This window comes from Mesorhizobium sp. M1295 (assembly GCF_040318135.1).
Lineage (GTDB): Bacteria > Pseudomonadota > Alphaproteobacteria > Rhizobiales > Rhizobiaceae > Mesorhizobium.
Window position 1 is genome coordinate 76,506 of record NZ_JAMYLU010000010.1, and the last position, 13,602, is coordinate 90,107.

General features: G+C 62.9%; 13 protein-coding genes. 5 read left to right on the top strand and 8 right to left on the bottom strand.

The genetic code is table 11. The features are described 5' to 3' along the window. Positions 1-217: 217 nt before the first annotated feature. The 3 genes from NKH29_RS15975 (at position 218) to NKH29_RS15985 (ending at position 2,483) form a co-directional block, all read left to right on the top strand. Positions 218-400 (top strand): hypothetical protein, encoded by a 183-nt coding sequence (locus NKH29_RS15975; protein WP_023719172.1) that lies wholly within the window; start codon positions 218-220, stop codon positions 398-400. Between the two features lie 9 nt (positions 401-409). Then, entirely contained in the window at positions 410-676 is a 267-nt protein-coding gene (locus tag NKH29_RS15980; protein ID WP_023719171.1) for a DUF1488 family protein, read from the top strand. 172 nt (positions 677-848) lie between these two features. Next, positions 849-2,483 (top strand): tetratricopeptide repeat-containing sulfotransferase family protein, encoded by a 1,635-nt coding sequence (locus NKH29_RS15985; RefSeq protein ID WP_352483092.1) that lies wholly within the window; start codon positions 849-851, stop codon positions 2,481-2,483. A gap of 119 nt (positions 2,484-2,602) precedes the next feature. Here the strand turns inward: NKH29_RS15985 and NKH29_RS15990 are convergent, their stop codons facing one another. The 7 genes from NKH29_RS15990 to NKH29_RS16020 form a co-directional block, all read right to left on the bottom strand. Next, positions 2,603-2,956 (bottom strand): DUF1428 domain-containing protein, encoded by a 354-nt coding sequence (locus NKH29_RS15990; RefSeq protein WP_352591762.1) that lies wholly within the window; start codon positions 2,954-2,956, stop codon positions 2,603-2,605. 71 nt (positions 2,957-3,027) lie between these two features. Continuing rightward, on the bottom strand, positions 3,028-3,456 hold the full coding sequence (locus NKH29_RS15995) for a VOC family protein (RefSeq protein ID WP_352591766.1): 429 nt from the start codon (positions 3,454-3,456) through the stop codon (positions 3,028-3,030). Between the two features lie 128 nt (positions 3,457-3,584). After that, positions 3,585-3,758 carry a hypothetical protein gene (locus NKH29_RS16000; protein WP_023719167.1) on the bottom strand — a complete coding sequence of 58 codons (174 nt, stop codon included), beginning with the start codon at positions 3,756-3,758 and terminating at the stop codon, positions 3,585-3,587. Positions 3,759-3,862: 104 nt separating this feature from the next. Next, positions 3,863-5,392: an ABC-F family ATP-binding cassette domain-containing protein gene (locus tag NKH29_RS16005; RefSeq protein ID WP_352963759.1), complete on the bottom strand. Its 1,530-nt coding sequence runs from the start codon at positions 5,390-5,392 to the stop codon at positions 3,863-3,865. Between the two features lie 289 nt (positions 5,393-5,681). Beyond that, on the bottom strand, positions 5,682-6,167 hold the full coding sequence (locus tag NKH29_RS16010; protein ID WP_023719166.1) for a hypothetical protein: 486 nt from the start codon (positions 6,165-6,167) through the stop codon (positions 5,682-5,684). 69 nt (positions 6,168-6,236) lie between these two features. After that, a complete protein-coding gene (uvrB, locus tag NKH29_RS16015) occupies positions 6,237-9,407 on the bottom strand; it encodes an excinuclease ABC subunit UvrB (RefSeq protein WP_352483097.1) in 3,171 nt (1,056 codons plus the stop codon). Positions 9,408-9,520: 113 nt separating this feature from the next. Then, a complete protein-coding gene (locus tag NKH29_RS16020; RefSeq protein ID WP_353000096.1) occupies positions 9,521-10,774 on the bottom strand; it encodes a hypothetical protein in 1,254 nt (417 codons plus the stop codon). A 141-nt stretch (positions 10,775-10,915) separates the two neighbouring features. On the opposite strand from NKH29_RS16020, the gene NKH29_RS16025 reads away from it, so the two are divergent. Both NKH29_RS16025 and NKH29_RS16030 read left to right on the top strand, forming a co-directional pair. Next, complete coding sequence (locus NKH29_RS16025; protein WP_352963764.1) at positions 10,916-11,953, top strand: CapA family protein; 1,038 nt, start codon at positions 10,916-10,918, stop codon at positions 11,951-11,953. Positions 11,954-12,026: 73 nt separating this feature from the next. Further along, positions 12,027-12,998, top strand: a complete 972-nt coding sequence (locus NKH29_RS16030) for a hypothetical protein (protein WP_352640800.1) — start codon at positions 12,027-12,029, stop codon at positions 12,996-12,998. Positions 12,999-13,013: 15 nt separating this feature from the next. On the opposite strand, the gene NKH29_RS16035 is transcribed toward NKH29_RS16030, so the two are convergent. After that, a complete protein-coding gene (locus NKH29_RS16035; protein WP_023719161.1) occupies positions 13,014-13,511 on the bottom strand; it encodes a YegJ family protein in 498 nt (165 codons plus the stop codon). Between the last annotated feature and the right edge of the window lie 91 nt (positions 13,512-13,602).

Genomic DNA, 13,602 nt, shown 5'->3' on the forward strand with positions numbered 1-13,602 from the left:
CCAAGCATGACCCAAAAACGGTTTCATACCATTAGTCCGAAAATGCGGCTTATTCAAGAAGATTCCGGCCTCTTACCCCTACCAACGCAAAATTACTTTTCTATAGTTATTTGCAGAACGATGATACGATCCCGGTGCACCTCAAAAATTGTTTGAAGAACTTCCGGAAAAATTCCTCCGGCATTTGTATTTATTTAGGTATGAAAGGAAGAGAGTCATGAATTCCGCAAGAACACCGGATGTCCCGACAGTTGCAGTCAATCCCGTCGCAAAGCCGATAAAGGTTATGTCGCCGCGCCTCACGATAAGAAGCGACGAGGCGGCAAGGCGAAGGCTTGCCGACACCGATGGCACGGTGCGGCGGGCGCGCCAGCTTGCCGAAAGCAACCGCCTGATTTGACGCGCAGCCATGACACTCAATTTTCCCAATCCCAGCCGTTCCTACGACGCGGCGGCCAAGCGCATTCGTTTCGTCGGCCATGACGGCATGTTCGAAGTCCCGTTCTTCGTCGAGGTTGCGGCACTTTCGGCGGCAAACCCGGCCGCAAGCGGAGCCGAAGCCGAATTTCTCAGCGCCTTCGACGCCAAGCGTTCGTCGATCCACGATATTGCGCGCGAAGCCTACTCGCATGGCCGCAGGAACATGTATGTGCTGACGCCGGCCGACTTCCGCTAGTTTGGGGTTTGCTCCATAGTGCCCGTCGTCTGCTCTTGCACGCGCCGCAGCGATGGCCTAGATCGCGGCAGGCGGACAACACGGCAGGTTTCCCATCAACAGAAATCCGAGACAACCGGCAGGCGCACGTTACGGCTCAGGCGGGCAGCCGCCGCTGGGGCTTGACCAGTACGTGCAGCAGGCGCTGCAGCTGCACCAGGCGGGGCGCCGGCAGGAGGCCGAGGCGCTTTACCGTCAGGTGCTGGCGCAAAAGGCTAACCACTCGGCCGCCGCGCATTTCCTCGGGCTTCTGCTGCACCAGACCGGGCGCAGCGCCGAGGGGCTGGCGCTGATCGAACAATCGGTTCGGCTGCAGCCGAACAATCCGGATTTCCTCAACAATCTCGGCACCGTGCTGCGCGACCTCGGCCGGGTCGCGGCCGCAGCCGATCTCTTCCGCAAAGTGGTGGCAACCAGGCCGGACCAACTGGCGGCGCGCGACAATCTCGGCTCGTCGCTGAAGCAGCTCGGCCAATTCGAAGGCGCCGAGGATATTTATCGCGGTACGATCGGCCGCAACCCGTTCCATGTCCGCGCCCGTGTCGGGCTTGCCGAGACGCTGCAGGAAGCGGGCCGGCTGGATGAGGCATTAGCTGTTTTTCGCGAGGCGCTGACGATCCGGCCGAAGGATGCCGATCTTTTGCATGGCCTGGGTGTCGGGCTGATGGAAAAGGGCAGTCTCGACGAGGCTGCGGATCTTTTCAGGCAGGCGCTGGCGGTGGATCCCGGCATGGCAAGGGCCTGGCTAATGCTCACCCAGGTCAAGCGCCAGAAGGAGCGCGACGCCGAGCTTGCCCGGATGGAGGCGGAGCACGCCAGGGCGCCGCAAGGCAGCCTGCCGCGCATGCAGCTTTCCTTCGGCCTCGGCAAGGCCAATGACGACCTCAGGGATTATGGTCGCGCCTTCGACTATTTCGCCGAAGGCAACGCGATCCGCCGCCAGGGCATCGACTACGACGCCGACAAGACGCGCGGCGAGTTCGAGGCGATGAAGGCGGTGTTCGACAAGGCCTTTTTTGAAAAGCACAGGCCGAGCGGGATTACCGACGACACGCCGATCTTCATTGTCGGCATGCCTCGTTCCGGTACCACGCTGGTCGAGCAGATCATCGCCAGCCACCCGCAAGTCTATGGCGCTGGCGAGCTCAGCATATTGAAGACGGCGGTCGGCAAGCAGTTTCCGCTCAGCATGAAGGGCGGCTTTCCCTGGGGCATCGCCGACATGTCCGATAAGGCCTATGCCGAGGCCGGCCAGGCCTATCTCGATATGCTGCACGCCCGCTATCCCGGGTTCCGGCACGTCACCGATAAGATGCCCGGCAATTTCCTGTTGGTCGGTTTCATCCACATGATGCTGCCGCAGGCCAAGATCATCCATTGCGCGCGCGATGCGGCAGCGACCTGCCTGTCGATCTACAAGGTGCACTTCCGCGGCGACAGCCACCGCTACGGCTACGATCTCGGCGAACTCGCCGATTTCCACAATCTCTACACCGACATCATGGCGCACTGGCACGCCGTGCTGCCTGATGTCGTGCACGACGTTCGCTACGAGGATTTCGTCGCCGACCAGGAAGGCCAGTCGCGAGCACTGATCGCCCATCTCGGCCTGCCATGGGATGACGCCGTGCTGTCGTTTCACCGGACCGACCGGCCGGTGCGCACGGCGTCCGCCGCGCAAGTGCGGCAGCCGATGTATCAGGGCTCGGTCGATCTGTGGAAGCGCTATGGCGACCGGCTGAAGCCGCTGCTCGACAGGCTGGCTTAGAGCGCCGCTGGGCCTTAAAAGCGCGTCGCGCTCGATCGGCCTCATGCGACGCGCTTTAGATCCTTGTTTTTATGCATGTCGTTATCGTAAAACCGCTGCGCCCTTTTGCGCGACATGCATCAAAGCTCCATAAACGGCTGAAAGCCGCCGAAGATCATGCGCTTGCCGTCGAACGGCATCGTCGACCAGTCCGACTTGAGGCGTGGGTCGGCCATCACCTTGGCCATCACCGCGTCGCGGCTCTGCCGCGATTCATAGACCACCCATGAGAAGATGACGACCTCGTCGTCCTTGGCCTGTACGGCGCGCGGGAACGAGGTGAGCTCGCCATAAGGGACGTCGTCGCCGACGCATTCGACATAGGCAAGTGCACCGTGCTCCTTCCAGACGGCGCCGGCGGTTTCCGCCAGCTTCTTGTAGGCATCGAGCTTTGCCTTCGGCACGGCAAGTACGAAACCATCGACATAAGACATCTGATTTCCTCCATGCGATTGTTTTCCGCCCTCTTGAGCGGTGATTTCCGGTACATACCTGTGTGGGGATCCTAAGCCGCTTTCACCGGCGCGTTCATTGCCCATTCGACGCCGAACGGATCACGCATATTGCCCCAGCGGTCGCCCCAGAACATCACCTGCAACGGCACGACTTCCTCGCAGCCAGCCTCGATGGCCCGCTTCCACCAGGCGTCGATGTCGTCGCTGCCGAGATGGAGCTGCATGGTGTAGCCCTGCGGCTTCACAGCGGGCATTCCATGCTCGGGATAGAAGTCGGAAAGCATCAGCGTCGAACCGTTGATGTGGAGATGGATATGCATGGTACGGCCCTGTTCGTCCGGCGGATAGGCAAAGACCTGCTCGGCACCGAAGGCTTTTTGGTAAAATTCGGAGGCTTTGAAAGCGCCGTCCAGCTGAAGGTAGGGCGTCAATCCGCCAAGCACCTTGGCGGCGGGCTGGGTCTGCGCCTGGTCATTCATGTCATGCTCCTCTTTGCGTCTGATTTGCCTTTGCGAACCACAGGACGAACGGAACGGCGACGATCCTACACGGCCGATGGTTTTTTGGATTCGAAATGGCGCCTGCCGCAACGGCCAACTGCCACCTTTCAACCTTCGATGCGAATCCGCGGGCTGTTTTGCGCGTCGACGACGATTTCCGGCCAGCCGATATCTTTGCGCAACTCGATCGGCAATGAAAGGATGGCGCGTTCGCTGCGATAACGGGCGCGAGCCGCCGAGTAACGCGTCACGGCGTGACCTATGGATGACAGAATAGACATGATGCTTTCTCCTCGATTGGCGCCGGCATCACCGTGTCGGCAACCCAAGGACGTGGCATGCGATCATCATCCGACAGAGCGCCGGAATTTTTTTCCACAATTTTTCAACCGTCGGCCTCGGCAACCTCCCGGAAGAAAGCTTCCGGGTCGTCGACCTCGGTCAGCCGCCGTTTCTCGATCAGCCAGAAGCGGTTGCCAACCGCGCGGATGAAGGAGCGGTCGTGCGAGGCAAGCAGGCAGCTTGCTTGATGTTCCAGCAATTCCGCGTCCAGTGCCTCCTGGCCGTCGATGTCGAGGTGGTTAGTCGGCTCGTCGAGTAAATAGAAATTGGGATTGGCGAGCCTGAGCGCCAGCATCATCAGCCGCGCCTTCTGTCCGCCCGACAGCACGCCAATCCTGCGCTCCTGCATGTCGATGCTGACGCCGGCGCCCGCGAGCAGCGAGCGGGCGCGCTGCTCGCCAACGTCGAATCTGTGCGAGAGCATCGCCAGCGGCGTGTCGTCGCCGCTGATGCCCGACAATGCCTGGTCGCTATAGCCGAGCACCGTCGACGGCGTCACCTTCAGGCTTTGCGCCGCCATTTCCGGCTCGACGATGGCGTTCCGGATCAGGCCGATCAGCCGTGATTTGCCGACGCCGTTACGGCCGAGCAGGACGATGCGGTCGCCTTGGCAGATGTGGCGCTTGCCGGTGCTGAACAGAACCGTGCCGTCAGGCGTTCCGACCACCAGATCATCCAGCGTGATCAGCACCTTGGCATGGCTGCCGCGATTGGTGAGCTTGATCGTGCCCGCCAATCTTTCGCGGTGTGCCGGCGCCGCCGCTTCTTCCAGGCGCTCTGCCCGCTGGTTGAGCTGCTTGGTCTTGACCGTCAAAAGGTCGCTGCCGGAATTGATGCCGATATTGTTGAGTTTGGCCGCCTGCCGGCGCAGCTGCTGCGCCACTTTCATGTCGCGCTGGAATTTGCGCTCGGTCGAAGCGTCGACCTCGTCCAGCGCAAGCCTCGCCCGCGAATAGGGCAGCGAAAACACCGGCGACTGTTCGGGGCGCAGGAACAGCGTGCGGTTGGTCGTCGCGTCGAGGAACGCCCTGTCGTGGCTGGCGATCACCACGGGCACCTCACGCGGCAGCGCGTTCAGCCAGGTCTCGAGCTGGCTGATCTTGCCGAGGTCGAGATGGTTGGTCGGCTCGTCGAGAAGCAGGACGTCGGGATCGGTGACCCAGACGCGGGCGATCAGCGCCAGCCTTTGCCAGCCGCCGCTCAATGCCCGCATCGGCCGCTCGCGCATCGGCTCGGGTACGTCGAGCGAATCGAGGACCACATCGACGCGCCACAGCTCGCTTTCGGCGTGCTCGGCTGGCAAGGCGTCGGCCACCACCTCATGAAAGCTGCGCCCGGCCAGCGCTGCGGGAATGACCTGCTCGACATAACCGACGCGCAGGCCGCGCGTGCGGGTGATGTCGCCTGATGTCGGCTCCATCTCGCCGGCCACGCACTTCAGCAAGGTAGATTTGCCGCGGCCGTTGGCGGCGACGATGCCGAGCCGGTCGCCGGCGCCGATGGTGAGATCAAGGTTGGAGAAGAGCGGCGCACTCATGGTGACGCCGAGGGACTTGAGGCTGATCAGGGCCATTTTGATTTCTCTGGTCTTGCCGGAGTCCGGCTCAATGCACTTTGACGGTGCGCGTGCTGGCCATCAGGCTCGGCGTTGCGGCACCACGAAGGGCAGACCAAAAAATCGAAGCGGGAAAACCCGGACCGTCCCTGGTCAGCCCTGCAAGCAAGCTCGCAGGGCAGAAATCGGGCCACGCTGACGATGGTGGTCGAAAGACACGCAGCCCTCCTTTCAAGAAGTTTGAGTGAGGGGAAGCGATTACACCAAAGGCAGGGCGGATGGCAAGGGAGGGGTGGAATGCGGGGTGTCAGCCTCGCCTGATCCCTTCGGCCCAGGCCACCAAGTCCTCCTCGCTGCTGCGCAGCCGCTTCATGACCCGTTGCATGGGCCAGCAGGTCACTCCACTTGCAACTTCGAGGGCCGCGTTGATTTCCCCTTCGGGATCGTTGTCATCCGTCAGCCAATGCCCACCGAGTTCCTTGCGGAGCACCTCACCGCAGTAACATCCCAACGCAAACAGGCGTGGCCCGACATCTTGTGAAATCAACCCGCCAGAGATGGGTTCTCCATCCTTCGTCTGCTCGCGAAAGAACCGTTCTACCTCCGATATGCTCCGTGGCGTGAAATCGACGCGATAGCCCGAACTTTGCAATGCGCTGGATATCCATTGCGCGGCGACCGGAATGTCGTCCTGCAAGCGCCGCGGCGCGCTCGTTGTTTGAGACGTCGCGCGTGACGGCAGGAAGGCTGCGGCAACGGCGGCGAGAAGTCCAAAGAAACGACGCGTCATCATCTGTAGCCGCCCAAGCGGTGGCGTGAAGTTACATGTGTCGCTTGAGGAGCGCCATGGGTAGAACCGCTGCTATTTCCCTGGTCTGCCAGTCTTGCCAGGACGACGCTTTTCGCGGTGGGCGTCGCCTGGATCTTCGTAGGAGCCGATGCCGGCGCGCTGACGAACGACTGGCTTGACGGAATCGTCGCGATCCTTCGCGCCCCCCTCTGCCCTGCCGGGCATCTCCCCCACAAGGGGGGAGATCGGCTGTGGCTTGGCCGGCACTTTTCCTTCGACCGGTTTTTCCGTCCGCCGCACCGTCATTTCGTCCAGCGAATTCTTCTTGAACAGCGGCTTGTTTGGCTCGCCCGGGATGCCGAAGTCGGAGCCGTGTGCTTCCGATGCCGACTGCTTCTTGAACAGCGAGCGCGACACCGCGCCGGCCAGCGTCGGCATGTCGGTGCCCGGTCCCATGGCGTCGAGCGAGGGTTTGGCGAATAGCGGCTTCTTCACCGGCACGGCACCGTCGGCGCCCATCTCGTCCAGCGCCGGCTTGCGGAAGAGGTTGGGCCGGGCAGCCTTGGCCGCTTCTTCAGCGGCATGTGCTTCGTCGAGCCTGCGGAAACGCTCCCGCTCCTCTGATGTACGATGTTTGGCCACGCCCTTGTTGTGCTTGCCCTTTTCGCGGCCCGAAACCGGGCTTTCCATGTCGGCATATTTGGCCAGCGGGTCGTCGGAGATGGACAGCTCCATCTCGCGCAGCCGCTTGATCTCGTCGCGGATGCGGGCCGCCTTCTCGAAATCGAGGTTGGCGGCGGCGTCGCGCATCTGCTTGTCCATCGCGTCGAGATGGGCTTTCAGATTGTTGCCCATCATCGCGCCGGCGCTGTCGGTGAACTGCGAGATGTCGGCGCGGACATGGTCCTTCTCGTAAACCGAGTCCAGGATGTCCGAAATGCGCGACTTGACCGATTCCGGGGTGATGCCGTTGGCCGCGTTCCACTCCATCTGCTTTTCGCGACGGCGGTTGGTCTCGGCCATCGCCCGCTCCATTGAGCCGGTGATCTGGTCGGCATAGAGGATGACCTTGCCGTCGACGTTTCTGGCGGCGCGGCCGATGGTCTGGATCAGCGATGTCTCGGAGCGCAGAAAACCTTCCTTGTCGGCATCGAGAATGGCGACGAAGCCGCATTCGGGAATGTCGAGGCCTTCGCGCAACAGGTTGATACCGACCAGCACGTCGAAGGCGCCGAGGCGCAGGTCGCGCAGGATCTCGATACGCTCCAGCGTGTCGATGTCGGAGTGCATGTAGCGCACGCGAATGCCTTGCTCATGCAGATATTCGGTCAAATCCTCGGCCATGCGTTTGGTCAGCACGGTGACCAGCGTGCGGTAGCCGGCCTTGGTGGTCTCGCGGATTTCGCCGACAACGTCGTCGACCTGGCTCTTGGCCGGGCGCACTTCGACCGGCGGGTCGATCAGGCCGGTCGGGCGGATGACCTGTTCGGCGAAGACGCCGCCGGACTGCTCCATCTCCCAGCCGCCGGGCGTTGCCGAAACCGCGACGGACAGCGGGCGCATGGCGTCCCACTCCTCGAAGCGCAGCGGCCGGTTGTCCATGCAGGACGGCAGGCGGAACCCGTACTCGGCCAGCGTCGCCTTGCGGCGAAAGTCGCCGCGATACATGCCGCCGATCTGCGGTACGGTGACGTGGCTTTCGTCGACAAAGACCAACGCATTGTCGGGGATGTATTCGAACAAGGTCGGCGGCGGATCGCCCGGCTGGCGGCCGGTCAGATAGCGCGAGTAATTCTCGATGCCGGCGCAGGAGCCGGTCGCCTCAAGCATCTCCAGGTCGAAGCGGGTGCGCTGCTCCAGCCGCTGCGCCTCCAGCAACCGACCGGCCCGTTCGAGTTCGACCAGCCTATGCTTGAGTTCTTCCTTGATCGACTTGATGGCCTGGTTCAAGGTCGGGCGCGGCGTCACATAGTGCGAATTGGCGTAGATCTTGACGCTCTTCAGCTCGCCGGTTTTCTGGCCGGTCAGCGGATCGAATTCGGTGATCGCTTCGATCTCGTCGCCGAACAGCGAGATGCGCCAGGCGCGGTCTTCCAAGTGGGCCGGGAAGATCTCGATCGTGTCGCCGCGCACCCGGAACGAGCCGCGGACGAAGTTTATGTCCTGGCGCTTGTATTGCTGGGCGACGAGGTCGGCGAGCAACGCGCGCTGGTCTAGGCGGTCGCCGATCTGCATCTGGAAGGTCATCGCCGTATAGGTCTCGACCGAGCCGATACCGTAGATGCAGGAGACCGAGGCGACGATGATGACGTCGTCACGCTCGAGCAGCGAGCGCGTCGCCGAGTGGCGCATGCGATCGATCTGCTCGTTGATCGAGGATTCCTTCTCGATGTAGGTGTCGGTCCGGGGCACATAGGCCTCAGGCTGGTAATAGTCGTAGTAGCTGACAAAATACTCGACGGCGTTTTCCGGGAAGAATTTCTTGAACTCGGAATAGAGCTGCGCGGCAAGCGTCTTGTTGGGGGCCAGGATCAGAGCAGGGCGCTGCGTCTCCTCGATCACCTTGGCCATGGTGAAAGTCTTGCCGGAGCCGGTGACGCCGAGCAAAACCTGGGTGCGGTCGTTGCTGTTGACGCCCTCGACCAGATCCTTGATCGCCGTCGGCTGGTCGCCGGCCGGCTCGAAATCCGAGACCATCTTGATGGCGATGCCGCCTTCGGATTTCTCCGGTCGGGCAGGGCGGTGCGGCGTCCACAGCACGCCGTCCTTGTGCAGCGGATTGCCGGATTCGATCAGCGCCGACAGCGCCGCGACGGTGGCGGTGACGCCGCCCGAAGCCATGGTCTCGGCCTCTTCCAGTGAGACATCGAGGCCGGCGACAGGATTGAGACCGGCCGCGGTGCGCTCCCGCGCCGAAGCCGCGCCGCCCATCGACGTGCCGCGTGCCGTACGGCCGGGGGAAGACGAGCGCTCGGGGATCTTTTTCGCCGGCTTCGCTAATTTGCCGCCGACTTTGCCGGAAACGCGCCCTTCCTTCTCGGCTTCCTGCTCGATCTGCTCGGCCCAGTCGGCGATCGAGCCGGTTAGCGGCGCGCCGGTGAACTCGGCCTGCGGCGCTTCGGCAAAGCCGTGCAGTGGCTCCGAGGCATCGAGGAAATCGGTCAGCGGGCTGCGCCGCTTGGGCGGCGAAGCGCGATCGTCATTCGCCGGCGGCGGCGTTTTCTTGTCAGAGAGTCTGGCCATGGCCCGAATATGGGAGGTATCGGCCAAAATGGAAAGAGCGGAGTGGTGAGGGGTGCTGCGCGCAATTTGGCTGCTGACAGCAGGGTGTCAGGAGCATCCTCCAAGCTTCCCGCTCAATTAAACCACAACGCGAACGTCAGAAACCCGGCGCCGCCGAATTGGCGCTGGATCTGGTCGAACTCCTCGCTGGTGAGAATCTTCCCGCGCTCGAGATAGGGCGCGATGGCCGGGCCGGTGATCGACAGCACCAGGTCGAAGGGCTTCGGCTCGTCGAAGAAGCGCTTCATGTTGATGCCCTTGTCGGCGATGCGGAAATGCGGCAGCAAGGTGCGGCCTTCCAGAAGATCCTCGGCCATGGCCAAGGCGGCGAGCCAGGCCTGCACCTGCTGCTCGCCGACGTCGAGGCCGGTGAGCGGGCTGGCGCCTTTTTGCTGCGGCCCGGGCAGCCATTCACGGTCATTGTCGGTTTCGGCGCGGATGGCTTTCCAGTCCTCGCGCGACAGCCGGATCATTTCCATGAGATGGCGGCGCGCCGATTGCCGGCGCTCCGGCTCGACCACTTGCCAGTTGACGAGATGGACCAGCGAGATGAAATCGGCGATGCGCCATTCGGACGACAACATGCCGCCGCTCATGCCGCCGTCCGGCGGAACGAGCGTGTCCTGCAGCGGCAGGTTGGCGCGCGGGAACAGCACATGGAACGAACCGTCGAAGGTGTTGCTGAAGTCATGCGCCAGCCAGAAATCGGCCTGCGCCATCAGGAATTCGGAATAGCCCTGTAGCCAGTAGCCGTCGGCGCGGTCGAAGCGGAAGGTGAGGGCGGGTGCGGCCGCGTCTGGCGCACCGCCGCCGCGTGACAGAGACGCCATGACCGCGGCGGCACTTTCGTCCGGCGCGATCTGGCCGTCCTCGTTGAGGTCGATGCCGAGACAGGTCAGGTCGATGACCATGCCGATGTCGGCGTCGGCGGGTACCGAGCCCAGCGTGGCTGCGGATTTCTCCAACCGGTCGCGGAAGGCGACGAGAATGGCGCGGAATTGTTCGTAGGTCAGCGGCTCGGGATCGGCATTGTCCGGCACCGGCAGCCGCATCAGCGGCAGCATGAACGATTGCGGGCTTTCGAAACCGTGGCGGTACAGACCGCCGGCCAGGATCTCCAGCGCGGTGAAGAATTCACCGGCGCCGGTGGCGTAGGCCGATGCAGGATCGCCGGGCGCGGCGGCTTCCAGCGCGGCTAGCGCGCTGTCGCGCTCGGCCACGGTTTTTGCCTCGAACAGGGCCGCCGGTTCGGGAGCTGCGGTGCTGGCCGCGGACAGCGGCAGGAGAAGAACGATGGCGCATGCCACCAGCCTGGAAAAACGCGTCATCGTGATCGCCCCTTCGTCGCTCCGCAGTGGATCATACACGCATTTGGTTCGCGCGCCTGTAGCCCTGTGGTTCACCGATAACAGTCGAAGCTTCAATCAATCCGGCGGACGGTCTACACAGAGCAAACGATTGGGCGTCGCGTGTCGAATTATCCGCTTTCCTACAAACTGTCCTGGCTTCCCCGTTTCCTCCGGCCTTCGCTCGGCGGCGCGGCTCGCGGCTTCGCTCCGATGGCGGCAACCCTGCTCGAACCGGCGCCGGTGCGGACGGTACGGCTGGCTTTCGTCGGCGACATCTCGGCGGTGGCCAATCGCAGCGCGCCGGAATGCGATCCGGCGATCGCGGCGCTGCTCGCCTCGGCCGATCTGGTAGTCGGCAATTGCGAAAGCCCGGTGGTGGAACGGCCGAGCGCTGTTTGGGGCACAAGGCTTGGCACGCACCATGCGATGAGCGAGCGGTTTCTTGCTGAGGCGCTGGCCGCCGCCGGCATTTCGCCGGAAAGACTGGTGCTGTCGCTGGCCAACAACCATGTGCTCGACCAGGGCATTGCCGGCTTCGACGAGACCGTTGCCGCGCTGGCGCGGCTCGGCATCCGCACGATCGGTGCTGGGGCTCCAGTCGAGCGGTTTGCAGTCGGGGAACTGACCATCGGCCTTGCCGCCTTTACCTTGTGGCGCAATGCCGACGCGGTCCAGTTCGCGGGCCGTGTCTCGATGGCAAGCGATCCGGGACAATGGCCACGCGATACAGTTGAGAGTGTCGACCTCCTCTGCGCGGTACCGCATTGGGATTGGGAATTCCGGCATTTTCCACGTGCGAAGACGCGGGCACTGGCGCGGCTTCTGGCCGAACATGGCGTCGGCCTGGTCGCCGGACATCATGCCCATGTCGTGCAGCCGATCGAGCGGCTCGGCAAGACGCTCGTCGCCTATGGGCTCGGCGATTTCTTCGGCACCGCCTTCGCGCGCCAGCCATGGCCGAGCCGTATCGGCGCCATTCTCGTCGTCGACATCAGCGCCGATCCCGGCACGTGCGGGGCCATCGCCGCCTACCGGCTGCATGCCTTCATGCGGCTGCGCACCGGCGATCATGAGCGGCTGGTGCCGGTTGAAGCGCTGGCGGGAAAATCGAGGCAAAGGGTTCTGGCCCGCCTTGATGCGATCTTCGCCGCGCGCTGACGGCTGCGCTGACGCGGTCCACAAAACCGGCTATCATGCGCTACGCGGGCAGGCTTGTGGCGGCGGGTGGGCGATGGAAACAGCGGATTTCATGCCGAGCGAAGCGGTGATCGCCGGCATCAGGAAGAACATCGAGGCCTACGAGGCCGAAAGAGCTTCGGCCCATCGCCAGACGCGCTGGCGGGTGCCGATGTTCATCGGACTGCTGCTGGTGTTCGTGGCGCTTGTGGCCTGGCTTTTCAACGGGGTTGCCGACCCGAACGAGCAGTGGTTCTCGACCCCGCATGTGTTCCTCTATATCGGCGGCTTCCTGGCGGCGATCCTGCTCTATTTCCAGGCGATCAAGCCGGCGGGCAAATTGCAGCAGTCGTTCCGCAGCACGCTGCTGCCGATCGTCTTCGGCTTCATCGAGGACATGCGGTACCGGCACAATATCAAGCCGAATTCGTTCGACCGGCTGCCGCGCGAGACGGTTGGCCCGTTCAACCGGCAGTCTTTCGACGATGTTTTTTCCGGCCGCTATGAAGGGTTTCCGTTCGAGCTTTACGAAGCAGATCTCCGGGAAGGGACGGGCAAGAGCACGACGGCAGTGTTCAAGGGCGTCATCGTCGCCTTCGAGACGATCGTGCCGTTCCCCGGCACATTGGTCGCCGCGCGCCGGACCAACAAGGTCGTCGGCTTCTTCCGCGGCATCTTCGGCAGCAAGATGCAGGAATTGTCCAGCGGCGTGCCGGAGCTCGATGCCGCCTACGAGTTCCGCACCGACAATATCGAGGCGGCGCGGCCGCTGGTGACCGGCCGGCTGGCGCAGGCGCTGCAATGGCTAGGCGAAACCCGGCCGAACGATCCGGCACGCGTTGCGCTCAGCGGCAGTGACGGTTTCCTGCTGCTGCCGCAGGAAAGGAATTTCTTCGAGCTGCCGGATATCTCCACGCGTCTCGACTACACCAAACACGTCGCGCCGATGATCGCCGACATGGGCGCGATCCTGGCGACCGCGGCACTGGTACGAAAGATCGGCGTGAAGGATGTAGAAGCCGGTTGAACTGGAATTCAGCCGTCAACAATCGAAGCCATAGTTCTGGCGATAATAGTCGGCGTCATCCTTCGACATCTTTTTGAAGAGAACGCAGACAGTGAAACTTCCCACCCGGCGGCCGTTCTTCATATAGCCCCAGTCGGAAATATCGTCCCGGCTGAATTCGATCTCCTGGCCTGCCACGACGTTGTGAACGGTCTGCGGCTCGTTGTCCAAGGTTCCCGCAAATCCGGCCGCCGTACGGTGGAAGGGAATGACCCAGAAATGTTCAGTGGCGTCCCCATCCCTGACCATGACTTTCAATTGGAAGTCGGCCGTTCCGGATGGCGGCGCGTCGGCCAATGCCAGGAAGTCGTCGAGACCGGCACGCGCCTGCTCGATAGCGGCCGCCATCTCCGGATCGTCGCCAGCTACGCTGACGACCTTGTCGTCGCCTTGACCAGGAGTCTGCGCGCCGGCTGATGATGCCGGAGCAAACGCGAGCAACATGGCAAGTGCGGTACGGGCTGCAAGCTTCATGGTGAGACTGCTTTCGACATTTCCGCCAGACAAACCGGATCATCATTCGCCGAACGTCTGATTGGCAACTGGTTTTTGTCTCCATCCGGCG